This is a genomic window from Pseudomonas bharatica (genome assembly GCF_048586865.1).
GTDB lineage: Bacteria > Pseudomonadota > Gammaproteobacteria > Pseudomonadales > Pseudomonadaceae > Aquipseudomonas > Aquipseudomonas bharatica.
This window is the reverse complement of the sequence record NZ_JBMAWR010000002.1, coordinates 468,283-491,238: the sequence shown is the minus strand read 5'-3', so window position 1 is coordinate 491,238 and position 22,956 is coordinate 468,283. Positions and strand designations below refer to the sequence as shown.

The following is a 22,956-nucleotide window of genomic DNA, read 5'->3' as shown; positions in this document are numbered from 1 at the left end:
TTATTCGCTTGTCAGGGCTTTGACCGGATCGAGCCGGGCCGCCTTGCGGGCCGGCATGAAGCCGAACACCACGCCGGTCATCACGGCGCAGGTAAAGGCGCCGAGCACGGCGCCGAGGGAGAAGGCCACGGCGATGTCCGCCAGCATCAGGCCACCGCCGATCAGTGCGGCAAGCACGATGCCGGTGACCCCGCCGACCATCGACAGCAGCACCGCCTCGGTGAGGAACTGGCGCAGGATGTCGCGTTGCCGTGCGCCGGTGGCCATGCGTATGCCGATTTCACGGGTGCGTTCGCGCACGGTCATGAGCATGATGTTCATCACCCCGATGCCACCGACCAACAGGGAGATCGCGGCGATCGCCCCGAGCATCAGCGACAGGGTGTTCTGCGTACGCGCTTCGGCCTGGATCAGCGCGGCGAAGTTGGTCAGTTCGTAGTCCTGCTTGCCGTGGTGCAGCTTGCGCATCAGGTGGTCGATGGCCGCTTCGGTTTCCTTGACCCGGGCCGAATCGACTGCGGCGATGGTCACGTATTCCGGATCGCGGCTGCCGAACAGGCGGATCGACGCGGCGGAGTAGGGCACCACGATGCGCCCGTCGCTGTCGGTGTCGCCGGAGCTGGCACCCTTGGCGGCAAGGATGCCGAGCACCTGGAACGGCACCTTGCCGATCAGGATGTACTGGCCGATGGGGTTGCGCTCGGCGAACAGCTTTTCCCGGACCTTCTGCCCGATCACCGCCACGGCGGCAGCGCTGCGTTCGTCGGCGTCGGTGAAGAAGCTGCCTTCCACCACCGGCCAGTTGAAGATCCCCGGGAAATAGGTGTTGTTGCCGCCGACATAGAAGCTGTGGCTGGCATTGCCATAGCGCACGGTCAGCTCGCTGCCGATCACCGGCATGATCTTCTTTACCTGCGGCAGCCCGGACAGCGCCTCGACATCGTCGAGGGTGACGATGCCTGCCGGTTCGTGAAGGCTGGCGGACTTGGCGCTGAGGTAAAGGATGTTCGAGCCGAAGGCGGCCATCTGTGCCACCACCTGGCGCTTGCTGCCCTCGCCGACGGCGAGCATGACCACCACCGAGGCAACGCCGATGACGATGCCGAGCAGGGTCAGGGCGGTGCGGAAGCGGTTGATCCACATGACTCGCCAGGCCGCCTGCAGGGCTTCCAGCAGCTCGCCCTTCCAGGCGCCGGTCTGGGTCGCGCCGCGGTCCAGGTGCTGGCGCAGCTCCTCGGCCTGGGCGCCGGCCCTAGCGGGTTCGCGCTCGCCTTGCGGGTTGATCGAGTCGCTGATCACCAGGCCGTCGCGGATCTCGATCACGCGCTGGGCGCGGGCAGCCACCTGGCGGTCGTGGGTGATGAGGATGATCACGTGGCCCTGGCTGGCCAGTTCGTCGAGCAAGGCCATGACCTCGGCACCGCTCTGGCTGTCGAGGGCGCCGGTGGGTTCGTCGGCGAGGATGATATGGCCGCCGTTCATCAGCGCGCGGGCGATGGACACCCGTTGCTGCTGGCCGCCCGAGAGCTGGTGCGGGCGGTTGCCGGTGCGCTCGCCGAGGCCCAGGCGCTCCAGCAGGGCGGTGGCACGGGCATGGCGCTCCTCGGCCGGAAGGCCGGCATAGATTGCCGGCATTTCGACGTTCTCCCGGGCCGAGCCGGAGGCAATCAGGTGGTAGCCCTGGAACACAAAACCGAAGGCCTCGCGGCGCAGCCAGGCCAGTTCGTCGCTGTCCAGCCCGGCGACATCCCGGCCGGCGAACAGGTACTGGCCGCTGGTGGGACGGTCGAGGCAGCCGAGGATGTTCATCAGCGTCGATTTACCGGAACCGGAGGCGCCGACGATAGCGACGAATTCACCCGGGTGGATGGCCAGGTCGATGCCGCGCACCACCTCGACCTTGGGGGTGTCGACGCCGCCGTAGGATTTGCGGATGTCGCGCAGTTCGATCAGCGGGATGCTCATTCAACCCCCACTGGCAACAGGCGCGCCGATCAGCAGGCGCTCGCCTTCGGCCAGGCCGTCGAGGATCTGCACCCGCAGGCGGTCGCTGATGCCGGTACGCACATGGCGCTGCTGCACCTGGCCGTCGCGCCCCAGCACCTGGGCCAGGCGCTGGTCGGGCTGGTCGCCGTCTTCTTCAAGTGCCGCCAGGGGCGCGGTCAGAACATTGCTGGCCTGGCCGGCCACGAAGAACACCTGGGCGGTCATTTCCGCCATCAGGCTGTTGTCCGGGTTGTCCACGTCGAGCAGCACGGTATAGAGCACCACCTTGCCACCACTGCTGCCGCTGCTGCCTGTAACGCTGCCGCCGCTGCTCTGCATCGACGGATCGAGGGGCTTGGGCGGGATTGGCAGGATCTGCCGTACCGTGCTGACCCAGCGTCGCTTGCCGCCGGCGAGGGTGGTGAACCAGGCCTGCATGCCCGGTTTGACATGGCCTATATCGGCTTCCGATACCTGGGCCCAGACGGTCATCGGCGACAACCTGGCGATACGCAGGATCAGCGGCGTCTGCTGCTGGGCGTTGAGGGTCTGGCCTTCGCGCGCGTCCACCGCGACCACGGTGCCGGACATCGGCGCATAGATCCGCGTGTAGCCCAGCTCCGCCTCATCGCTGCGCAGGCTGGCCTGGGCCTGGAGGATCTGCGCGCGGTACATGTCGATGCGTGCCTGGGTCACCTTGAGCCGCGCTTGCGCGGTCTGCACGTCTTCCTCGCGGGTAGCGCCGCCTGTGGCGAGGCTTTGCTGGCGCTTGAGCTGCTGTTCGGCGAGCCGGTACTCGGCCTGCTGCTCGGCCAGTTGGGCTTTGAGGTTGTCGATGGAGTAACGCCCGGCGTCGAGCTTGGCCTGCTGGGTAGAGGGATCGATTTCCACCAGCAGTTGGCCTTCCTCGACCTGGTCCCCGGGTTCGACGTGCAGCTTGCGGATTTGTCCCGAGGCCTGGGCGCCGACATCCACGTAGCGGCGCGGTTGCAGGGTACCAAGGGCGGTAACGCTGCTTTCGATTGTGTTGCGGGTGACCGTGACGGTGTTCAGCGTGTCCTGGCCGGGCAGGGTCTTCCAGGCGGCCAGAGCGCCGAGGCTGGCCAGGCCAAGGGCGCAGAGCAGCAGGCGGTATTTGAATGCGGGACGTCTCATGGCGGGTTCCAGCCGAAGGGTTCGGCCCGCGCACAGGGGCGACAGCGCGGGGAGGGGCTCCCAGGTAGACGAAGCACTTGTGCGCTTATTTACCCCGTGCAGGCGAGTACGCCGGTCGAAACGCGGACCCCGTTTAAACAATATATTGACGCTTCCTTGATTTCCGACGGTTTCCCGTCAACTATCAAGGAAAGCTGCCAGGGAAAGCCGCTTCCTGCGGCGAATCGACCAAGGATCGTTCACCCTCAACCACTGCCCTTGGTCACCGACGATGCCCGACAAGTCCTTGCGAATCCTCCTCGCCGACGCGCATCCGATGCAACTTCTGCAACTGGAGAAGATGCTCAATGGCATGGGCTATTTCCGCATCGCCCCGGTGCAGTCCTTCGACGACCTGCAGCATCTGGTGCACAACGCGCTGCTGCCCTTCAACCTGCTGATCGGCAACATCGATCTTGCCAGCCATGCCGGGGTGGACCTGGAACGCTTCTGCCGGGTCAATGTGCAGATCCAGCATGCGCTGCTCTACGAGTCCCAGCACCTGAAGATACCGGCAGTGCCGCCGGGCCAGCGCCAGGCCCTGAACATCAGCCTGCCCAGGGTGCCCGATGACGAGACCCTGCAGGCCTTCATGGCGCTGGTGGACACACCGCGGGTGATCGGCCAGTTGCGACCGCCGGGCAAGCCAGGCCTGCGCGGGCCGGCCAAGCGCTTGCAGAACCTTGGGCAGACGGTGTTTTCCCGATCCTCCTGAGACGCCAGCACGCCTGCGCATTTTTGATATGCTCTGCCGCTCGTTCGCGCGACCCTGTCCATTGCTGCGGAAATCCCTATGACTGCCAACGACTCCACGCGGCTATCCCGTGGCGATCACAAGACCCTCGGCCTGGCGGCCCTGGGTGGTGCGCTGGAAATCTACGATTTCATCATTTTCGTATTCTTCGCCCTGACCCTGAGCCAGCTGTTCTTCCCGCCGGAAATGCCCGAGTGGCTGCGCCTGCTGCAAAGCTTCGGGATCTTCGTTACGGGTTACCTGGCGCGTCCGCTGGGCGGCATCCTCATGGCGCATTTTGCCGACCACCTGGGACGCAAGAAGGTGTTCAGCTTGAGCATCCTGATGATGGCACTGCCTTGCCTGCTGATCGGGGTAATGCCGACCTATGCGGACATCGGCTATGCCGCGCCGCTGATCCTGCTGGCGCTGCGCATCCTGCAGGGGGCGGCGGTCGGCGGCGAGGTGCCGAGTGCCTGGACCTTCGTTGCCGAACATGCGCCGGTCGGCCGGCGCGGCTACGCCCTGGGCTTCCTCCAGGCCGGGCTGACCTTCGGCTACCTGCTCGGCGCGCTGACCGCGACCCTGTTGGCAAAAGTCTTCACCCCGCAGGAGATCCTCGATTTCGCCTGGCGCTATCCGTTCCTGCTCGGCGGGGTGTTCGGCGTGATCGGCGTGTGGTTGCGCCGCTGGTTGAGCGAGACGCCGATCTTCCTGGCCCTGGAACGCCAGCGCAGCGACAGGCCGGTGGAGTTTCCCCTGCGCGCGGTGCTGCGCGAGCATCGCCGGGCGCTGGTGCCCGCCGCCTTGCTGACCTGCGTGCTGACCTCGGCGGTGGTGGTGCTGGTGGTGATCACCCCGACCGTGATGCAGCAACGTTTCGGCATGAGCGCGGGGCATACCTTCGCCCTGAGCAGCATCGGCATCGTCTTCCTCAATATCGGCTGCGTGCTGGCCGGGATGCTGGTGGATCGCATCGGTGCCTGGCGCGCGCTGATCCTCTATTCGCTGTTGCTGCCGTTGGGGATCGGTGCCTTGTATGGCAGCCTGGTGGCGGGCTGGGACAGCGTCGGCATCGCTTATGCCCTGGCCGGCCTGGCCTGTGGTGTGGTCGGCGTGGTGCCCTCGGTGATGGTCGGGTTGTTCCCGGCGCGGATCCGCGTGTCGGGCATTTCCTTCACCTACAACGTCGCCTATGCGCTATGGGCGAGTACCACGCCGCTGATGCTGATCGCGCTGATGCCCTGGAGCCCGTGGGTGTGCGTGGCGTTCTGCGCGGCGATGGGCCTGGTCGGGGTGCTGACGGCGATGTACTTCGGGGCGCGGGAACAGCTGAGTACCGAGGAAGACCTGGCCCTGGCCAATAGCTGACGCGACTCGGCCCCTGTGGGAGCGGGTTTACCCGCGATTACGGTAGTGAATTCACCGACGCAATCGCGGGTGAACCCGCTCCCACAGGGTACGCGTCGCTAGTAAAAAGCCCCTCGTGCCTTGCGGCAGAGGGGCTTTTTACTGGCCGGTGACTTACATGTTCGGGTAGGTCGGCCCGCCAGCACCTTCCGGGGTAACCCAGGTGATGTTCTGCGAGGGATCCTTGATATCGCAGGTCTTGCAGTGTACGCAGTTCTGCGCGTTGATCTGGAAGCGCTTGCTGCCGTCTTCCTGGGTGATCACTTCGTACACGCCGGCCGGGCAGTAGCGCTGCGCCGGTTCGTCGTACAGCGGCAGGTTGGTGCCGATCGGGATGCCGGCGTCAGCCAGCTTCAGGTGGCAAGGCTGTTCTTCTTCATGGTTGGTGCTGGAGAGGAACACCGAACTGAGCTTGTCGAAGCTCAGCTTGCCGTCGGGTTTCGGGTAATCGATGCGGGTCGAGTCGGCGGCCAGCTTGAGGCAGGCGTAGTCCGGCTTGGTGTCGCGCAGGGTGAACGGCAGCTTGCCGCCGAACCAGTTCTGGTCGATGTAGTTGAACGCTGCACCGAGCATCGGGCCGAACTTGTGCATGGCCGGGCCGAAGTTGCGGCTGGCGAACAGTTCTTCATGCAGCCAGCTGGCCTTGAAGGCATCGACATAGCTGTTCAGCTGGTCGCCGCCTTCGCTGCCGGCGAGCAGGGCGTCGGCCACCGCTTCGGCGGCGAGCATGCCGGACTTCATCGCCGTATGGCTGCCCTTGATCTTGGCCACGTTCATGGTGCCCAGGTCGCAACCGATCAGGGCGCCGCCGTTGAACACCATCTTCGGCAGCGAGTTGATGCCGCCCTTGGCCAGGGCGCGGGCGCCGTAGCTGATGCGCTTGCCGCCTTCGAGGTACTGGCTGATCACCGGATGGTGCTTGAGACGCTGGAATTCGTCGAACGGCGAAAGGAACGGGTTGCTGTAGGACAGGTCGACGATCAGGCCGACCACCACCTGGTTGTTTTCCAGGTGATAGAGGAAGGAGCCGCCGGTGTTTTCCTTTTTCATCACGTCCAGCGGCCAGCCGGCGGTGTGTACCACCAGGCCTTGCTCGTGCTTGGCCGGATCGATTTCCCAGATTTCCTTGAGGCCGATGCCGTAGTGCTGGGTATCAGCGTCGCTGTCGAGGTTGAAGCGCTTGATCAGTTGCTTGCCCAGGTGGCCACGGCAGCCTTCGGCGAACAGGGTGTACTTGCCGCGCAATTCCATGCCCGGGGTGTACATGCCGTCCTTGGGATTGCCTTCGCGATCGACGCCCATGTCGCCGGTGATGATCCCGCGGACTACGCCGTTCTCGTCGAACAGCACTTCCTGGGCGGCGAAGCCCGGGTAGATTTCGACGCCCAGGTTTTCGGCCTGCTGGGCCAGCCAGCGGCACAGGTTGCCCAGGGAAATGATGTAGTTGCCCTGGTTGTGCATGGTTTTCGGCACGAACAGGTCAGGGACCTTGATCGAGCTGCTGCCGTCCTTGAGCACGTAGATATCGTCGCGCTTGACCTCGGTGTTCAGCGGCGCGCCGAGTTCTTTCCAGTCCGGGAACAATTCGTTCAATGCGCGCGGTTCGAATACCGCGCCGGAGAGGATATGCGCACCGACCTCGGAGCCTTTCTCGACCACGCAGACGCTGATTTCGCTACCGGCTTCGGCGGCCTTCTGCTTCAGTCGGCAGGCGGCGGACAGGCCCGCCGGGCCTGCGCCGACGACGACCACGTCGAATTCCATGTATTCGCGTTCCACAGGTTCTCTCCTACTCAAGGCTCTCGGTTTTTTCTAATGGGGTGCAAGGCGGTCACATCGAAGGGGCGATTCTGTAGCTTCGGGGGATGACGTACTACACCACTTTCTCTTGGCCGCGCATTATATCTACACCACTTGCGCGGTCCAATACAAACGTTTGTTTGAATTTGCCGAAGCCCAGTAAAATCAAAGTGGCGCGGCTTGAAGCTGGCGGTTTTGCCGTATTGACCGGATTGGGCGTTACGGTCAAGATACGGGCGGTTTTACGCTCGCCGTAGGCTTACCGTCGGATGCAGGAGCACCCCTAAAGACCTGGCTAAACGCAGGGCAGTTACGCCAAACCGGGGTTTTGTAGTGAAGTCTACACGTCACCACAAGAAATGACCCACGGGTTTTGCGATGAAGGGTCGAAACGGGACTGCCCGGTCAGTCCGGCTTCGTCCCTCCGGATGCGTTTTTAGAGGTGCCCTTGTACCGTGCAATCGCCGGGTCCGGCCCAGGCGATATTCTTTTCACCGGAGAGTAACGAGGAATCCATGAAGGTTCTTGTAGCTGTCAAACGAGTGGTCGACTACAACGTCAAGGTTCGCGTCAAGGCGGACAACTCCGGCGTCGACCTCGCCAACGTCAAAATGTCCATGAACCCCTTCTGCGAGATCGCCGTCGAAGAAGCCGTACGCCTGAAAGAAAAAGGCGTGGCCAGCGAGATCGTCGTCGTTACCGTCGGTCCTGCCACTGCCCAGGAACAACTGCGTACCGCCCTGGCGCTGGGTGCCGACCGCGCCGTGCTGGTCGAATCCGCCGAAGAACTGACTTCCCTGGCCGTTGCCAAGCTGCTCAAGGCCGTTGTCGATAAGGAACAGCCTCAGCTGGTCATCCTCGGCAAGCAGGCCATCGACAGCGACAACAACCAGACCGGCCAGATGCTGGCTGCGCTGACCGGCTTCGCCCAGGGCACCTTCGCCTCCAAGGTCGAAGTCGCTGGCGACAAGGTCAACGTCACCCGTGAAATCGACGGCGGCCTGCAGACCGTCGCCCTGAACCTGCCGGCGATCGTCACCACCGACCTGCGTTTGAACGAGCCGCGCTACGCGTCGCTGCCGAACATCATGAAGGCCAAGAAGAAGCCGCTGGAGACCGTCACTCCGGACGCGCTGGGCGTTTCCACCGCCTCGACCAACAAGACCCTGAAAGTCGAAGCGCCTGCTGCACGCAGCGCGGGCATCAAGGTCAAGTCGGTTGCTGAACTGGTCGAGAAACTGAAGAACGAGGCGAAGGTAATCTAAATGACTATCCTGGTTATCGCTGAACACGAGAACGGTGCCATTGCACCCGCTACCCTGAACACCGTTGCCGCTGCCGCCAAGATCGGTGGCGACATCCACGTCCTGGTCGCTGGCCAGAACGTCGGTGGCGTAGCCGAAGCTGCTGCCAAAATCGCTGGCGTGGCCAAGGTGCTGGTTGCCGACAACGCTGCCTACGCCAACTTCCTGCCGGAAAACGTCGCTCCGCTGGTTGCCGAGCTGGGCAAGGGCTACAGTCACGTGCTGGCACCTGCCACCTCCAACGGCAAGAACGTACTGCCACGCGTTGCCGCACTGCTGGACGTCGACCAGATCTCCGAGATCATCTCGGTTGAGTCCGCCGACACCTTCAAGCGTCCGATCTACGCCGGCAACGCCATTGCCACCGTGCAATCGACCGCTGCGGTCAAGGTCATCACCGTTCGCGCCACCGGCTTCGACGCCGTTGCCGCCGAGGGTGGTTCGGCTGCCGTGGAAGCCGTTGCTACTGCCCACGACGCGGGCAAGTCGTCCTTCGTTGGCGAAGAGCTGGCCAAGTCCGACCGTCCTGAGCTGACCGCTGCCAAGATCGTCGTTTCCGGCGGCCGCGGCATGCAGAACGGCGACAACTTCAAGCACCTGTACGCCCTGGCCGACAAGCTGGGCGCGGCAGTCGGCGCTTCCCGCGCTGCAGTCGACGCAGGTTTCGTACCGAACGACATGCAGGTCGGCCAGACCGGCAAGATCGTTGCGCCACAGCTGTACATCGCCGTAGGTATCTCCGGCGCGATCCAGCACCTGGCCGGTATGAAGGACTCGAAAGTCATCGTCGCGATCAACAAGGACGAAGAAGCGCCGATCTTCCAGGTGGCCGACTACGGCCTGGTGGCGGATCTGTTCGAAGCCGTTCCTGAGCTGGAGAAGCTGGTTTAATCCAGTCGCTTCACTTATAAAGGGCCCGGTTGTGCGGGGCGTGCACGGTGGTTTTTCCACGGTGCTACGCTCCGGGCAGCCGGGCTTTTGTTTTTTTGCGGTCGAAGAAGGGGCGTGTGATGGTGCGGTTTGCTCGAACGGGAATGCTGGCAATGCTCGGATTGGCGTGCCTGCCGTCGCTGGCGATGGCAGCCGGCAAATGCGAGCGGCTGGTAGCGACGGGCAGCCCGGATGCGCCGCCGTATTCGTGGCGCGATCCGCAGGACCCACGCCATTTGATGGGTGCCAGCGTCGATCTGCTCAAGCAGGTCGCCGGCGAGTTGGGCCTCAAGGTCGAAGTGCTCTATTCCGGCAAGCGCAGCGAGGCCCAGGACGAGGTGCGCAGCGGGCGCATGGACCTGTTGGTCGACGCGCCGCTGGCAGTGAGCGAGCTGACATCGGTCGATTACATTCATCCGCCGGTGCTGCAGAACGAGTACGTGGTCTGGACCCGGCATGATTCCACGCTGGTCTATGACAATCTGGCCGACCTGCACAAGCACCAGGGCGCCATTTCCGAAAAGTCCCGGCTGACCCCGGAATTCGCGGCGTTCAGCAAGGCCGAACTGAAGCTGGTGCAGGTGCCCAACCTGACCCAGGCCATGCAGAAGCTCCTGCTTGGCCAGGTGGACTACGTGCTTGCCGGGCGCTACTCGGGCATGGCCATGGCGCGTAGCCTGGGCATGGCCGATGACCTCGTGGCTCGTGGCCAGGCCCTCGATCATCCGGGGTTGTTCCTGGCGCTGTCGCACAATTCCGCCTGCAACGACGCCTGGTTACGCGGACAGTTGGCGAAAAAGCTGACAGAATTGCCGGCTTCTGGCGTAGTCCAGGCGGCGGTGCAACGTAATGTCGAGCGCTGGCAGGCGCAGTTGCAGGCGCCGCTCGATGCCCAAAAACAGTAGGAATACCCTGTGAGAATCCAATCGCTATTCGCCGCCCTGGCGCTGCTGGCCCTGGTCGGTTGTGCCAGTGACCCGGCCCCCCACGAGCAGATGCGCCTGTCCGAGCAGGCGCTGGAGCAGGCCAAGGCCGTCGGTGCCACCGACGACGTCGCCGAGCTCAAGCTGGCCGAAGAAAAGCTGGAGCGTGCCCGTTCCAACATGCTGAGCGAATCATTCCGCGATGCGCGGATGCGCGCCGAACAGTCCGAGCTGGATGCGCGCCTGGCCGAAGCCAAGGTGCTGACCCTGAAGAGCCAGGAGCAACTGACCCTGCTGCAATCCCGGGTGGACCGTCTTCGCAAGCAATTGGGGGAGCAGCGGTGAGTTCGATCAAGCCTTTGGCGGTGCTGGCGATTGCCGGCGTTCTCGGTTTGCAGGGTTGCGCCAGCCAGCGCAGCGAAGAGGCACTGGATCAGGCGAGCACGGCCTTCCAGTCGGTGAAGGACGATTCCAACGTGTTGCGCAGCGCGCCACGGGATGTGATCCGGGCAGGCGAGTCGCTGGCCAAGGCCGAGCGACTGGCCACCTACTGGGGAACGGGCAGCGATGTGCGCCACTACGCCTACCTGAGCCAGCGCTACAGCCAGATCGCCCGCGAGCATAGCAACCTGGTGCTCAACCAGGAGCGCCAGGCCAAGCTGGAGCTGGAGCGCCAGCGCCTGCAACTGGCCTTGCGCGAAGCCAAGCTGGCCAGTGTGCAACAGCAGGGCAAGTGGCTGGAGGAGCAGATCGTCAGCCTGGCCACCAACGACACCGATCGTGGCCTGGTGATGACCCTGGGGGATGTGCTGTTCGATACCGGTGAGGCGGAGCTGAAGAGTTCGGCCAGCCGTACCGTGCTGAAGCTGGTGCAGTTTCTTCAGTTGAACCCCAGGCGCGTGGTGCGTATCGAGGGTTATACCGACAGCACCGGCAACCCCGATGACAACCTCAAGCTGTCGCGGGATCGCGCGCAGTCGGTGGCCGACATGCTGGTGGACCTGGGCGTCGACGAGAAGCGCATCAAGGTGATCGGCTATGGCGATCAGTATCCTGTCGAGGCCAATGCCTCGGAGCGGGGCAGGGCGCAGAACCGTCGGGTGGAGATCGTGTTCTCCGACGAGAAGGGTAGGCTCGGCGCCGAGCGGTGAGTGGCTTCCACTGTTAAAGAAAACCCGGTGATCGACAGGTCCCGGGTTTTTTAATACCTGTTAAAGAGCACCACGGAACCCTGTGGGAGCGGGTTCACCCGCGATTGCGTCAGTGAATTCACTACAGCAATCGCGGGTGAACCCGCTCCCACACTGTCCGCGCAAGACCATTGGTTATGTTTGTCGGGTTCCTTTATACCCAAGCGCCGCTTTGCTTCCCCGCGACACAGCTGTATTGTCTGCTGAATTGCAATCTGTCCCAGTACACTTGCCAACTGTTACGGTATTCTCAGCAGCAGATCACACAAGAACAACCGGACTGCCTGCGTGTCGAGAGAAGGATCCATGACCAACCTGTTGCTTTACCAGCGTATCGCCCAGCAGCTCGCCGAAGACATTCGTCGCGGTGTTTACCAGCCGGGCGAGCGTGTGCCGTCCGTGCGCAAGATGAGCTCGCAACTGAATGTGAGCCATGCCACGGTGCTCCAGGCCTATGCCAATCTCGAAGACCAGGGTCTGATCCGGGCCCGACCGCAGTCCGGTTATTACGTCCACCAGACCCCTGCGCTGACCGCTTCCACCCCCGATATCGCGCGGGTCGAGCGGCCTGGCCTGGTCACTCGGGCCAGCATCATCCAGCAGGTATTGACCGAAGCCCGCCGCGATGGCGTATTCCCGCTCGGGGCGGCCGTGCCTCATGTGGACTATCTGCCGGTGAGGGCGTTGCACCAGCAACTGGCCAAGGTCACCCGTTTCCAGAGCCCGCGGGCGTTCAGCTATATGTTCAGCCCTGGCTTCGAGCCGCTGCGCCGGCAGATTGCCATTCGCATGCGCGACGCCGGGGTGGTGGTCGATCCGTCCGAGGTGGTGGTTACCCATGGGTGCGTCGATGCCTTGCAGATGTCGCTGCGGGTGCTGACCCGGCCGGGTGACCTGATCGCCGCTGAATCGCCAACCTACTACGGGTTGCTGCAACTGGCGGATCTGCTGGGCCTGAAGGTTATCGAGATTCCCAGCGACCCCTCCACCGGGATCAGCCTCGAGGCACTGCAACTGGCGGCAAACCAATGGTCGATAAAGGCGCTGGTGCTGACGGCGCGCCTGAGCAACCCTCTGGGCGGGACGATTCCGGAAGAGCGGCAGAAACAACTGTTGCGCCTGTCGTCGGATTTCAATATCCAGATCATCGAGGACGATATCTACGGCGAGCTGATGTTCGAGCAAGGCAAGACCAAGTCACTCAAGGCCTTCGATCGCCTGGGGCGGGTCATCTACTGTTCGAGTTTCTCCAAGACCCTGTCGCCGGGGGTGCGCATCGGCTGGATGATCGCCGGCAACTACCAGCAGGAAATCCAGCGGCTGCAGACCTTCAGCACCCACTCGGCATGCAGCGTGACCCAGATGGGGGTGGCCGCCTACCTGGAAAATGGAGGTTACGACCGTCATCTGCGCTTCATCCGCCAGGAATATCGGAAAAATCTCAGCGCTTATCAGTTGGCCGTGCAGCAGTACTTCCCCGAAGGCACGCAAATGACCCGACCAACGGGTGGCTTCATTCTTTGGGTCAGTTTGCCGGGCAGGGTCAATACCCAGGAACTGCACGTGCGGGCCTTGCAGCAGGGCATCAGCATTGCGCCGGGGCTGATCTTCAGCAATACCGAGCAGTTCAACCACTGCATTCGCCTCAACTGCGGGATCCCTTGGAATCGCGAGGCGGAGAGGGCGCTGATGACCCTGGGCATGCTGGCCAGCCAGCTGTGCCAGGAAACGGCCAGTGCTGGCTATCTGTAATCTGCACCTTGTCAGGCAGGTCTGGAACGGGGAGCATAGGCACTTTCCCCTGGTAGTCTGTCGTTGCCTATGACTCTCTTGCGTTGTGTCGGCCTGGTGTTGGCGGGGTTGCTCGCGGTGTCTTCGGTGGACCCGGTAATGGCAGCTTCCGAGGCCAGGCCGCAGGTCCAGAAAACCGCTGATGACACTGCCAGGAAAGCATCGCCGGCCAAGCCTGCTACAGCGACCAAAAAGCCGGTGAAGGTCAGCAAGACTCCCGCACGCAAGAAAGCCGACGCCATTGCTGCGCCCTTGCCCAAGGCCAGGCTGGACCTGAGCCTCCCGCCTGATCTGATGAAGGGCATGAAGCCGGTGGAGGAGATCGAGGCGGAGGTGCGCAAGCCACTGCTGCCAGCGATGTTCGGGGAGAAATCGCAGGCCGACAGCCCGTTCCAGCTCAACGGGCGGCTTCTCAGCAACGAAATGCAGTTGCAGCTGCGCAACGATATGCGCCAGCAGGAAATCGAAGGCGCCGCCATTGACTTTGAATTCAAGCAGTAAGGCTCTGAAAACGAGAACCGACCGGTCAGCGATATTTCATTCTGTCGGGAATTTCAAACGCCTGTTTTAGTCGTTACTATCCTTTCATCCGCACCATTTGCGTCCCCGAGGTTCTGATTCATGAAATGCCGAGAAGGCTGCGGCGCGTGCTGCATAGCGCCATCGATCAGCTCGTTCATTCCCGGCATGCCTGATGGCAAGCCGGCTGGCGTGCGCTGCATTCATCTCTCCGTGGTCAACCTGTGCAATCTGTTCGGACAGCCGGAGCGTCCGGCGGTCTGTTCCGGTTTCAAGGCGGATATCGAGGTGTGTGGCAGCGATCGCGACGAGGCAATCAGGATCATCGGCTGGTGGGAGCAAATGACTGCGGCCTGAAAGCCGGATCTTCGACAATAAGGAAAACAAGCGGATGAGATCGTTCAAGCATGTAGCTGTAATCGTAGGTTTGACTGCCTTGTCGAACGTGGCCTTTGCCGAGCAATGGCAAGAGGTGAAGAACGAGCAGGGCATCCAGGTTTCCCTCAGTGATGTGGCGGGCTCCAAGTACAAGGCTTATCGCGGTGTCGCCCTGATCAAGGCGCCGGTGGCGACCATTGCCAGGCTGCAGGAGGATGTGGCGGGGTCCTGTGCCTGGATCCACGAGTGCAAGATGCAGAAGCTGCTCAAGCATGAAGGCAACCAGAGCTGGACCTATGCGCAGTTCAATACACCGTGGCCAGTGACCCCCCGGGACTCGGTGCTGCATATCACTACCGAGCAGGGCGCCGATGGCAGCCTAACGCGCACGATCGAGGCGGCGCCGACCTACCAGCCGCAGGACAAGGACTTTGTGCGGGTAGCGGCGGCCAACGGTTTCTGGAAGCTGGTGCCTAAGGGCGATGCCACCGAAGTGACCTACCAGCTGCACACCGATCCGGGTGGTAGCGTGCCGTCCTGGTTGTCGAACAAATTCGTCGTCGAGGCGCCGTTCAACACCTTGAAGGCGTTGAAGGAGAAAGCCGAAGCGGCGAAGTGAGGCGTAACAGTTGTTGGGTTTTCTTCGCTGACCGGCAACTGTCTGGTGCTAGAAAGTGCCGCGACCCTGTGGGAGCGGGTTTACCCGCGATTGCGGTAGTGAGTTCCCCATAGCAATCGCGGGTGAACCCGCTCCCACAGGGCAATAAAAAAGGCTGCCGGATGGCAGCCTTTTTGCGTTCGGCCGAGGCTTACTTGCGGTCTTCCAGCTTGACCAGGTCGCGGGACTCGTAGCCGGTGTACAGCTGGCGAGGGCGGCCGATCTTGTAAGGGCTGGAGAGCATTTCCTTCCAGTGCGAGATCCAGCCGACGGTCCGCGCCAGGGCGAAGATCACGGTGAACATGCTGGTCGGAATGCCGATCGCCTTGAGGATGATGCCCGAGTAGAAGTCGACGTTCGGGTACAGCGAGCGCTCGATGAAGTACGGATCGGTCAGGGCGATCTCTTCCAGGCGCATCGCCAGTTCCAGTTGCGGATCGTTGGTGATGCCCAGCTCGCGCAGGACTTCATCGCAGGTCTGCTTCATCACGGTGGCGCGCGGGTCACGGTTCTTGTAGACGCGGTGACCGAAGCCCATCAGCTTGAACGGATCGTTCTTGTCCTTCGCCTTGGCGATGAACTTGTCGATGTTGGACACATCGCCGATCTCGTCCAGCATGGTCAGCACGGCCTCGTTCGCACCGCCGTGGGCAGGGCCCCACAGTGCAGCGATACCGGCGGCGATGCAGGCGAACGGGTTGGCGCCCGAGGAGCCGGCCAGGCGCACGGTGGAGGTGGAGGCGTTCTGTTCGTGGTCGGCATGGAGGATGAAGATCCGGTCCATCGCCTTGGCCAGCACCGGGCTGATCGGTTTGATCTCGCACGGGGTGTTGAACATCATGTGCAGGAAGTTTTCCGCATACGACAGGTCGTTGCGCGGGTACATCATGGGCTGGCCCATGGAGTACTTGTAGACCATCGCGGCCAGGGTCGGCATCTTGGCGACCAGGCGAACGGCGGAGATTTCCCGGTGCTGCGGGTTATTGATGTCCAGCGAGTCGTGGTAGAACGCCGACAGGGCGCCGACCACGCCGCACATTACGGCCATCGGGTGGGCGTCGCGGCGGAAGCCGTTGAAGAAGGACTTCAACTGCTCGTGCACCATGGTGTGGTTCTTCACGGTGCTGACGAACTGGGCCTTCTGCTCGGCGTTCGGCAGTTCGCCGTTGAGCAGCAGGTAGCAGGTTTCGAGGTAGTCGGATTGCTCGGCGAGCTGTTCGATCGGGTAGCCACGATGCAGCAGGATGCCCTTGTCGCCGTCAATGTAGGTGATCTTCGACTCGCAGGATGCGGTCGCCATGAAACCAGGGTCGAAAGTGAAGTGACCCGTGGCCCCCAACCCTCTGACGTCGATAACATCTGGACCAACGGTGCCGGTTAAAATGGGCAGCTCGACGGGGGCTGCGCCCTCGATGACCAACTGCGCTTTTTTGTCAGCCATGTGGCCTCCTATTAATGCTTGAAATCATCTGACAGACCCCCCACGCAGGGCCCGCACCACTATAGTGAGATAAATTCGAATGTCAATTTGCCTAAAGCACGGTTGTAATGGGGTTTAGGCCCTGTTTTTCCTCGAAAATGTCGCCCGTTTACGCCTTTTGTTCGATAAAGGCAATGCGCTATTTGGGCTACCCCTTCACGTTGTCATTAGTAGCCTAACTGTCTATACTCGGCACCCGACCGCCAGGGGCATCCGCGCCCGTCTGACTGGGGGTCGCCGCTCCCTGGGTGGTGGGTACCTGACCAGTACACTTACCAACAACTTTGCCCTGCTTGCTAGGGGCTCTTCAGTGTGAAAAAAGCCGTGAAAAGCCAACGACCTGTAAACCTAGACCTAAGGACCATCAAACTCCCGATCACTGCTTACACGTCCATTCTTCACCGCATCTCCGGCGTCATCCTGTTCCTGGGCCTGGCCATCATGCTTTATGCATTGGGCAAATCCCTGGGTTCCGAGGAAGGCTTTGGCGAGGTGAAGGCGTGTCTGACCAGTCCGCTGGCCAAGTTCGTGTTCTGGGCTCTGCTGTCCGCCTTGCTGTATCACCTGGTGGCCGGTGTGCGCCATCTGATCATGGACATGGGCATCGGCGAGACGCTGGAAGGCGGTAAGCTGGGCTCGAAAATCGTCATCGTCATCTCCGTGGTGGTGATCGTGCTGGCAGGAGTTTGGATATGGTAACCAACGTCACGAACCTCTCGCGTTCGGGCCTCTATGACTGGATGGCGCAGCGCGTTTCTGCGGTCGTTCTCGCGGCTTATTTCATTTTCCTGATCGGCTACCTGGTAGCGCACCCTGGCATCGAATATGCCCAGTGGCACGCTCTGTTCTCCAATAACGCGATGCGGATCTTCAGTCTGCTGGCACTGGTTGCCCTGGGCGCTCACGCCTGGGTCGGCATGTGGACCATTGCGACCGACTACCTGACCCCTATGGCGTTCGGCAAGTCGGCGACTGCGATTCGTTTCCTGTTCCAGGCGGTATGTGGTGTCGCGATGTTCGCGTACTTCGTCTGGGGTGTGCAGATTCTCTGGGGTATCTGATTCATGGCTATCATTCCAACGATTTCTTTCGACGCCATCATTGTCGGCGGCGGCGGTGCCGGTATGCGCGCTGCGCTGCAGCTGGCACAGGGCGGCCACAAGACCGCGGTGATCACCAAGGTCTTCCCGACCCGTTCGCACACCGTGTCGGCACAGGGCGGCATCACCTGCGCCATCGCTTCGGCCGACCCGAACGATGACTGGCGCTGGCACATGTACGATACCGTCAAGGGTTCCGACTACATCGGTGACCAGGACGCTATCGAATACATGTGTCAGGAAGGTCCGGCCGCGGTCTTCGAACTGGACCACATGGGCCTGCCGTTCTCCCGTACCGAAACCGGTCGTATCTACCAGCGTCCGTTCGGCGGCCAGTCCAAGGACTTCGGCAAGGGTGGCCAGGCTGCCCGTACCTGCGCCGCTTCCGACCGTACCGGTCACGCGCTGCTGCACACCCTGTACCAGGGCAACCTGAAGGCAGGCACCACCTTCCTCAACGAGTACTACGCGGTTGACCTGGTGAAGAACCAGGACGGCGCGTTCGTCGGTGTGATCGCGATCTGCATCGAAACCGGCGAAACCCAGTACATCCGTTCGAAGGCCACCGTACTGGCTACCGGCGGTGCCGGTCGCATCTACGCTTCGACCACCAACGCCCTGATCAACACCGGTGACGGCGTCGGCATGGCCCTGCGTGCCGGCGTTCCGGTGCAGGACATCGAGATGTGGCAGTTCCACCCGACCGGCATCGCCGGCGCAGGTGTACTGGTCACCGAAGGCTGCCGTGGTGAAGGCGGTTACCTGATCAACAAGCACGGCGAGCGTTTCATGGAGCGTTACGCTCCGAACGCGAAAGACCTCGCGGGTCGCGACGTGGTTGCCCGTTCCATGGTCAAGGAAATCATCGCCGGCAACGGCTGTGGCCCTAACGGCGACCACGTGATGCTGAAGCTCGACCACCTTGGCGAGGAAGTCCTGCACAGCCGCCTGCCAGGCATCTGCGAACTGTCCAAGACCTTCGCCCACGTCGACCCTGTGGTCGCGCCGGTGCCGGTCGTTCCAACCTGCCACTACATGATGGGCGGCGTTGCCACCAACATCCATGGCCAGGCCATCACCCAGGACGCCAACGGCCAGGACCAGATCATCCCGGGTCTGTTCGCCGTAGGTGAAGTGGCGTGCGTATCGGTCCACGGTGCCAACCGCCTGGGCGGCAACTCGCTGCTCGACCTGGTGGTCTTCGGCCGTGCTGCCGGCCTGCACCTGGAGAAAGCGCTGACCGACGGTATCGAATACCGCGACGCCAGCGACACCGACGTCGAAGTCGCCCTGAGCCGTCTGAACAAGCTCAACGAGCGTACCACCGGTGAAGACGTGGCAACCCTGAAGCGCGAGCTGCAGAGCTGCATGCAGAACTACTTCGGTGTGTTCCGTACCGGCGAATACATGCAGAAGGGCATCGCCCAACTGGCCGACCTGCGCGAGCGTATCGCCAACGTCAAGATCAACGACAAGTCCCAGGCGTTCAACACTGCGCGTATCGAAGCGCTGGAGCTGCAGAACCTGCTGGAAGTCGCCGAAGCTACCGCCATCGCGGCCGAAGTCCGTAAAGAGTCCCGCGGCGCTCACGCCCGTGAAGACTACGAAGACCGTGATGACGAAAACTGGCTGTGCCACACCCTGTACTTCCCGGGTGAGAAGCGGGTTGCCAAGCGTGCAGTCAACTTCGCGCCGAAGACCGTACCGGCGTTCGAACCAAAAGTCCGGACTTATTAAGGGTGGCCGCCATGTTGCAAGTTGAAGTTTATCGTTACAACCCGGATACCGATTCGGCGCCTAAAACCCAGGTGTTCCAGGTCGATACCGGTGGCAAGGACCTGATGGTGCTGGACGTGCTGGCGCTGATCAAGGAACAGGACGAGGGTTTCTCCTACCGTCGCTCCTGCCGTGAAGGCGTTTGCGGTTCCGACGGCATGAACATCAACGGCAAGAACGGCCTGGCGTGCATCACGCCGCTGTCCTCTGTCGTAAAAGGTAACAAGTTGGTGGTGCGTCCGCTGCCTGGTCTGCCGGTTATCCGTGACCTGGTCGTCGACATGAGCATCTTCTACAAGCAGTACGAGAAGGTGAAGCCGTTCCTGCAGAACGATACTCCGGCCCCGGCCATCGAGCGTCTGCAGTCGCCGGAAGAACGTGACAAGCTGGACGGTCTGTACGAGTGCATCCTGTGCGCCTGTTGCTCGACCTCCTGCCCGTCGTTCTGGTGGAACCCCGACAAGTTCCTCGGCCCGGCCGCCTTGCTGCAGGCCTACCGTTTCCTGGCCGACAGCCGCGACACCAAGACCCAGGAGCGCCTGGCGTCCCTGGATGACCCGTTCAGCGTATTCCGCTGCCGCGGGATCATGAACTGCGTGAACGTCTGCCCGAAGGGTCTGAACCCGACCAAGGCGATCGGTCACGTACGCAACATGCTGCTGCAAAGCGGTACCTGATTCTGCAAGTGTGATGTAGATGTTGTAACCGCAGTACGCCAAGGTGCGGGCGCCCAGCCCGCACCGAGGTGCAACCCGAGCGAGGGTCAAAAGCCCGAGCTTTACCTATGAAGATATGAGACCAGCAGGGGCATCCGGGCTGGTACCCGGTAAATCTGCGGGATCTTGCAGGCCTGGTTTTGGTGAGATGACTCCAGGCTTACGTGGTTCTGCCGATCGAGGCCCCTAACCGAGGGTGACCAAGCATGCAAGAAAGCGTGATGCAGCGCATGTGGAACAGCGCCCACCTGTCAGGTGGTAACGCTGCATATGTGGAAGAGCTCTACGAGCTCTACCTGCACGACCCTAACGCCGTGCCAGAAGAGTGGCGCACCTACTTCCAGAAGTTGCCCGCAGAAGGCAGCACTGCTACCGATGTATCGCACTCGACGATCCGCGACCATTTCGTGCTGCTGGCAAAGAACCAGCGCCGCGCCCAACCGGTGTCCGCCGGTAGCGTGAGCAGTGAGCATGAGAAGAAGCAGGTTGAAGTACTGCGACTGATCCAGGCCTACCGTATGCGCGGCCACCAGGCTGCGAAGCTCGACCCCCTGGGGTTGTGGCAGCGCCCTGCGCCAGTAGACCTGTCGATCAATCATTACGGCTTGACCAATGCCGATCTTGATACGACCTTCCGTGCCGGCGACCTGTTCATCGGCAAAGAGGAAGCGAGCCTACGCGAAATCCTCGAGGCGTTGCAGCAGACATATTGTCGCACCATCGGCGCCGAGTTCACCCACATCGTCGATTCCGAGCAGCGCAGCTGGTTCCAGCAGCGCCTGGAAAGCGTGCGTGGCCGTCCGTCCTTCTCCGCCGACATCCAGAGCCACCTGCTCGAGCGCGTTACCGCGGCCGAGGGCCTGGAGAAGTACCTGGGCACCAAGTACCCGGGCACCAAGCGTTTCGGCCTGGAAGGTGGCGAGAGCCTGATCCCGATGCTGGACGAAATGATCCAGCGCTCCGGCTCCTACGGCACCAAGGAAGTGGTTATCGGCATGGCCCACCGCGGCCGTCTCAACGTGCTGGTCAACACCTTCGGCAAGAACCCGCGCGAGCTGTTCGACGAGTTCGAAGGCAAGAAGAAGGTCGAGCTGGGCTCCGGTGACGTGAAGTACCACCAGGGCTTCTCGTCCAACGTGATGACCGCCGGTGGCGAAGTGCACCTGGCCATGGCCTTCAACCCCTCCCACCTGGAAATCGTCTCGCCAGTGGTGGAAGGTTCGGTTCGCGCCCGCCAGGACCGCCGCAACGATACCGTTGGCGACAAGGTCCTGCCGATCTCCATCCACGGTGACGCCGCCTTCGCGGGTCAGGGCGTGGTCATGGAAACCTTCCAGATGTCGCAGACCCGCGGTTTCAAGACCGGCGGTACCGTGCACATCGTGATCAACAACCAGGTTGGTTTCACCATCAGCAACCCGCTGGACTCCCGTTCCACCGAGTACTGCACCGACGTCGCCAAGATGATCCAGGCGCCGATCCTGCACGTGAACGGCGACGATCCGGAAGCGGTGCTGTTCGTGACCCAGCTGGCCGTCGACTACCGCATGCAGTTCAAGCGTGACGTGGTCATCGACCTGGTCTGCTACCGTCGCCGCGGCCACAACGAGGCCGACGAGCCGAACGGCACCCAGCCGCTGATGTACCAGCAGATCGCCAAGCAGCGCACTACCCGTGAACTCTACGCCGACAGCCTGGTGCAGGCGGGTCGTCTGGATGCCGAGCGCGTCCAGGCCAAGGTCGACGAGTACCGCAATGCGCTGGACAACGGCCTGCACGTGGTGAAAAGCCTGGTCAAGGAGCCGAACAAGGAGCTGTTCGTCGACTGGCGTCCGTACCTGGGCCATGCCTGGACCGCGCGTCACGACACCCGCTTCGATCTGAAGACCCTGCAGGAACTGTCCGCCAAGCTGCTGGAACTGCCGGAAGGCTTCCTGGTCCAGCGCCAGGTTTCGAAGATCTACGAAGACCGCCAGAAGATGCAGGCCGGTGGCTTGCCGATCAACTGGGGCTACGCCGAAACCATGGCCTACGCGACCCTGCTGTTCGAAGGCCACCCGGTTCGCATCACCGGCCAGGACGTCGGTCGCGGCACCTTCTCGCACCGTCACGCGGTACTGCACAACCAGAAGGACGCCAGCACCTACCTGCCGCTGCAGAACCTGTTCAACGGCCAGCCGAAGTTCGACCTGTACGACTCCTTCCTGTCGGAAGAAGCGGTACTGGCCTTCGAATACGGCTACTCGACCACCACGCCGAACGCGCTGGTGATCTGGGAAGCCCAGTTCGGTGACTTCGCCAACGGCGCGCAAGTGGTGGTCGACCAGTTCATCACCAGCGGCGAGCACAAGTGGGGCCGCCTGTGCGGTCTGACCATGCTGCTGCCACACGGTTACGAAGGCCAGGGTCCCGAGCACTCCTCGGCGCGCCTGGAGCGTTACCTGCAACTGTGTGCCGAGCACAACGTCCAGGTCTGCGTACCGACCACCCCGGCCCAGATCTACCATCTGCTGCGCCGCCAGGTGATCCGTCCGCTGCGCAAACCGCTGATCGTACTGACGCCGAAGTCGCTGCTGCGCCACAAGCTGGCCATCTCGACCCTGGAAGATCTGGCCGAAGGCTCGTTCCAGACCGTGATCCCGGAGATCGACACCCTCGATCCGAAGAAAGTCACCCGTCTGGTCCTGTGCAGCGGCAAGGTCTACTACGATCTGCTGGAAAAACGCCGTGCCGAAGGTCGTGAAGACATCGCCATCGTGCGTATCGAGCAACTGTATCCGTTCCCTGAAGACGATCTGGTTGAAATCCTCGCGCCATACACCGAACTGAAGGACGTGGTGTGGTGTCAGGAAGAACCGATGAACCAGGGCGCCTGGTACAGCAGCCAGCACCACATGCGCCGTATCCTCGGTCGTCACAACAAGGCACTGGTCCTTGAGTACGCCGGTCGTGATGCGTCTGCGGCCCCGGCCTGTGGTTACGCTTCGATGCACGCCGAGCAGCAGGAAAAACTGCTGCAAGATGCCTTCACCGTTTAATGCCTCGCGCACCTGAAACCGAATTAAGGA

Annotated in this window: 20 protein-coding genes; 16 read left to right on the top strand and 4 right to left on the bottom strand. The window is 62.3% G+C overall.

The features are described 5' to 3' along the window. The gene (locus ACKLLE_RS04760) at nucleotides 1-1,965 is read right to left on the bottom strand and encodes a MacB family efflux pump subunit (protein WP_420057027.1); all 1,965 of its coding nucleotides are present in this window, start codon (nucleotides 1,963-1,965) and stop codon (nucleotides 1-3) included. Continuing rightward, a complete protein-coding gene (locus ACKLLE_RS04755) occupies nucleotides 1,966-3,141 on the bottom strand; it encodes an efflux RND transporter periplasmic adaptor subunit (RefSeq protein ID WP_279900216.1) in 1,176 nt (391 codons plus the stop codon). It lies immediately after the preceding gene. Between the two features lie 271 nt (nucleotides 3,142-3,412). On the opposite strand from ACKLLE_RS04755, the gene ACKLLE_RS04750 reads away from it, so the two are divergent. Further along, a complete protein-coding gene (locus ACKLLE_RS04750) occupies nucleotides 3,413-3,895 on the top strand; it encodes a hypothetical protein (RefSeq protein ID WP_064301834.1) in 483 nt (160 codons plus the stop codon). 78 nt (nucleotides 3,896-3,973) lie between these two features. Then, nucleotides 3,974-5,284: an MFS transporter gene (locus ACKLLE_RS04745; protein ID WP_009396274.1), complete on the top strand. Its 1,311-nt coding sequence runs from the start codon at nucleotides 3,974-3,976 to the stop codon at nucleotides 5,282-5,284. A 153-nt stretch (nucleotides 5,285-5,437) separates the two neighbouring features. Here the strand turns inward: ACKLLE_RS04745 and ACKLLE_RS04740 are convergent, their stop codons facing one another. Continuing rightward, a complete protein-coding gene (locus tag ACKLLE_RS04740) occupies nucleotides 5,438-7,102 on the bottom strand; it encodes an electron transfer flavoprotein-ubiquinone oxidoreductase (RefSeq protein WP_420057026.1) in 1,665 nt (554 codons plus the stop codon). A gap of 536 nt (nucleotides 7,103-7,638) precedes the next feature. Here ACKLLE_RS04740 and ACKLLE_RS04735 point away from each other — a divergent pair. The 9 genes from ACKLLE_RS04735 to ACKLLE_RS04695 all read left to right on the top strand — a co-directional run bounded on the left by ACKLLE_RS04735 (nucleotide 7,639) and on the right by ACKLLE_RS04695 (nucleotide 14,777). Beyond that, a complete protein-coding gene (locus ACKLLE_RS04735; protein WP_009396278.1) occupies nucleotides 7,639-8,388 on the top strand; it encodes an electron transfer flavoprotein subunit beta/FixA family protein in 750 nt (249 codons plus the stop codon). After that, entirely contained in the window at nucleotides 8,389-9,318 is a 930-nt protein-coding gene (locus tag ACKLLE_RS04730; RefSeq protein ID WP_420057025.1) for an electron transfer flavoprotein subunit alpha/FixB family protein, read from the top strand. A gap of 152 nt (nucleotides 9,319-9,470) precedes the next feature. After that, nucleotides 9,471-10,262 (top strand): substrate-binding periplasmic protein, encoded by a 792-nt coding sequence (locus ACKLLE_RS04725; RefSeq protein ID WP_158467712.1) that lies wholly within the window; start codon nucleotides 9,471-9,473, stop codon nucleotides 10,260-10,262. Between the two features lie 9 nt (nucleotides 10,263-10,271). Further along, on the top strand, nucleotides 10,272-10,625 hold the full coding sequence (locus ACKLLE_RS04720) for a DUF4398 domain-containing protein (protein WP_009396281.1): 354 nt from the start codon (nucleotides 10,272-10,274) through the stop codon (nucleotides 10,623-10,625). Then, complete coding sequence (locus ACKLLE_RS04715; protein ID WP_064301829.1) at nucleotides 10,622-11,431, top strand: OmpA family protein; 810 nt, start codon at nucleotides 10,622-10,624, stop codon at nucleotides 11,429-11,431. The genes ACKLLE_RS04720 and ACKLLE_RS04715 overlap by 4 nt, the downstream gene beginning before the upstream one ends. Before the next feature lie 345 nt (nucleotides 11,432-11,776). Beyond that, the gene (locus ACKLLE_RS04710; RefSeq protein WP_064301828.1) at nucleotides 11,777-13,222 is read left to right on the top strand and encodes an aminotransferase-like domain-containing protein; all 1,446 of its coding nucleotides are present in this window, start codon (nucleotides 11,777-11,779) and stop codon (nucleotides 13,220-13,222) included. A 69-nt stretch (nucleotides 13,223-13,291) separates the two neighbouring features. Further along, complete coding sequence (locus tag ACKLLE_RS04705; RefSeq protein ID WP_420057065.1) at nucleotides 13,292-13,762, top strand: translation initiation factor 2; 471 nt, start codon at nucleotides 13,292-13,294, stop codon at nucleotides 13,760-13,762. 120 nt (nucleotides 13,763-13,882) lie between these two features. Continuing rightward, nucleotides 13,883-14,137: a YkgJ family cysteine cluster protein gene (locus ACKLLE_RS04700; RefSeq protein WP_420057024.1), complete on the top strand. Its 255-nt coding sequence runs from the start codon at nucleotides 13,883-13,885 to the stop codon at nucleotides 14,135-14,137. Between the two features lie 34 nt (nucleotides 14,138-14,171). Further along, a complete protein-coding gene (locus ACKLLE_RS04695) occupies nucleotides 14,172-14,777 on the top strand; it encodes an START domain-containing protein (protein WP_064301825.1) in 606 nt (201 codons plus the stop codon). Between the two features lie 190 nt (nucleotides 14,778-14,967). Here the strand turns inward: ACKLLE_RS04695 and gltA are convergent, their stop codons facing one another. Continuing rightward, nucleotides 14,968-16,257 carry a citrate synthase gene (gltA, locus tag ACKLLE_RS04690; protein ID WP_009396293.1) on the bottom strand — a complete coding sequence of 430 codons (1,290 nt, stop codon included), beginning with the start codon at nucleotides 16,255-16,257 and terminating at the stop codon, nucleotides 14,968-14,970. Between the two features lie 351 nt (nucleotides 16,258-16,608). On the opposite strand from gltA, the gene sdhC reads away from it, so the two are divergent. The 5 genes from sdhC to ACKLLE_RS04665 all read left to right on the top strand — a co-directional run bounded on the left by sdhC (nucleotide 16,609) and on the right by ACKLLE_RS04665 (nucleotide 22,926). Beyond that, complete coding sequence (gene sdhC / locus ACKLLE_RS04685; protein WP_170394861.1) at nucleotides 16,609-16,995, top strand: succinate dehydrogenase, cytochrome b556 subunit; 387 nt, start codon at nucleotides 16,609-16,611, stop codon at nucleotides 16,993-16,995. Then, nucleotides 16,989-17,357 carry a succinate dehydrogenase, hydrophobic membrane anchor protein gene (sdhD, locus tag ACKLLE_RS04680; protein WP_009396297.1) on the top strand — a complete coding sequence of 123 codons (369 nt, stop codon included), beginning with the start codon at nucleotides 16,989-16,991 and terminating at the stop codon, nucleotides 17,355-17,357. The genes sdhC and sdhD overlap by 7 nt, the downstream gene beginning before the upstream one ends. A gap of 3 nt (nucleotides 17,358-17,360) precedes the next feature. After that, a complete protein-coding gene (gene sdhA, locus ACKLLE_RS04675) occupies nucleotides 17,361-19,133 on the top strand; it encodes a succinate dehydrogenase flavoprotein subunit (RefSeq protein ID WP_420057023.1) in 1,773 nt (590 codons plus the stop codon). Nucleotides 19,134-19,144: 11 nt separating this feature from the next. Then, entirely contained in the window at nucleotides 19,145-19,849 is a 705-nt protein-coding gene (locus ACKLLE_RS04670; RefSeq protein WP_009396299.1) for a succinate dehydrogenase iron-sulfur subunit, read from the top strand. 245 nt (nucleotides 19,850-20,094) lie between these two features. After that, nucleotides 20,095-22,926 (top strand): 2-oxoglutarate dehydrogenase E1 component, encoded by a 2,832-nt coding sequence (locus ACKLLE_RS04665; protein ID WP_009396300.1) that lies wholly within the window; start codon nucleotides 20,095-20,097, stop codon nucleotides 22,924-22,926. Nucleotides 22,927-22,956 lie beyond the last annotated feature (30 nt).

What these genes read in the sequence shown, in the direction of transcription:
- gltA (WP_009396293.1), bottom strand. Translation starts at nt 16,257, where the DNA reads ATGGCTGACAAAAAAGCGCAGTTGGTCATCGAGGGCGCAGCCCCCGTC.
- ACKLLE_RS04670 (WP_009396299.1), top strand. Translation starts at nt 19,145, where the DNA reads ATGTTGCAAGTTGAAGTTTATCGTTACAACCCGGATACCGATTCGGCG.
- ACKLLE_RS04745 (WP_009396274.1), top strand. Translation starts at nt 3,974, where the DNA reads ATGACTGCCAACGACTCCACGCGGCTATCCCGTGGCGATCACAAGACC.
- ACKLLE_RS04695 (WP_064301825.1), top strand. Translation starts at nt 14,172, where the DNA reads ATGAGATCGTTCAAGCATGTAGCTGTAATCGTAGGTTTGACTGCCTTG.
- sdhA (WP_420057023.1), top strand. Translation starts at nt 17,361, where the DNA reads ATGGCTATCATTCCAACGATTTCTTTCGACGCCATCATTGTCGGCGGC.
- ACKLLE_RS04705 (WP_420057065.1), top strand. Translation starts at nt 13,292, where the DNA reads ATGACTCTCTTGCGTTGTGTCGGCCTGGTGTTGGCGGGGTTGCTCGCG.
- ACKLLE_RS04700 (WP_420057024.1), top strand. Translation starts at nt 13,883, where the DNA reads ATGAAATGCCGAGAAGGCTGCGGCGCGTGCTGCATAGCGCCATCGATC.
- ACKLLE_RS04665 (WP_009396300.1), top strand. Translation starts at nt 20,095, where the DNA reads ATGCAAGAAAGCGTGATGCAGCGCATGTGGAACAGCGCCCACCTGTCA.
- ACKLLE_RS04725 (WP_158467712.1), top strand. Translation starts at nt 9,471, where the DNA reads ATGCTCGGATTGGCGTGCCTGCCGTCGCTGGCGATGGCAGCCGGCAAA.
- sdhD (WP_009396297.1), top strand. Translation starts at nt 16,989, where the DNA reads ATGGTAACCAACGTCACGAACCTCTCGCGTTCGGGCCTCTATGACTGG.
- ACKLLE_RS04755 (WP_279900216.1), bottom strand. Translation starts at nt 3,141, where the DNA reads ATGAGACGTCCCGCATTCAAATACCGCCTGCTGCTCTGCGCCCTTGGC.
- ACKLLE_RS04735 (WP_009396278.1), top strand. Translation starts at nt 7,639, where the DNA reads ATGAAGGTTCTTGTAGCTGTCAAACGAGTGGTCGACTACAACGTCAAG.
- ACKLLE_RS04730 (WP_420057025.1), top strand. Translation starts at nt 8,389, where the DNA reads ATGACTATCCTGGTTATCGCTGAACACGAGAACGGTGCCATTGCACCC.
- ACKLLE_RS04710 (WP_064301828.1), top strand. Translation starts at nt 11,777, where the DNA reads ATGACCAACCTGTTGCTTTACCAGCGTATCGCCCAGCAGCTCGCCGAA.
- ACKLLE_RS04750 (WP_064301834.1), top strand. Translation starts at nt 3,413, where the DNA reads ATGCCCGACAAGTCCTTGCGAATCCTCCTCGCCGACGCGCATCCGATG.
- ACKLLE_RS04760 (WP_420057027.1), bottom strand. Translation starts at nt 1,965, where the DNA reads ATGAGCATCCCGCTGATCGAACTGCGCGACATCCGCAAATCCTACGGC.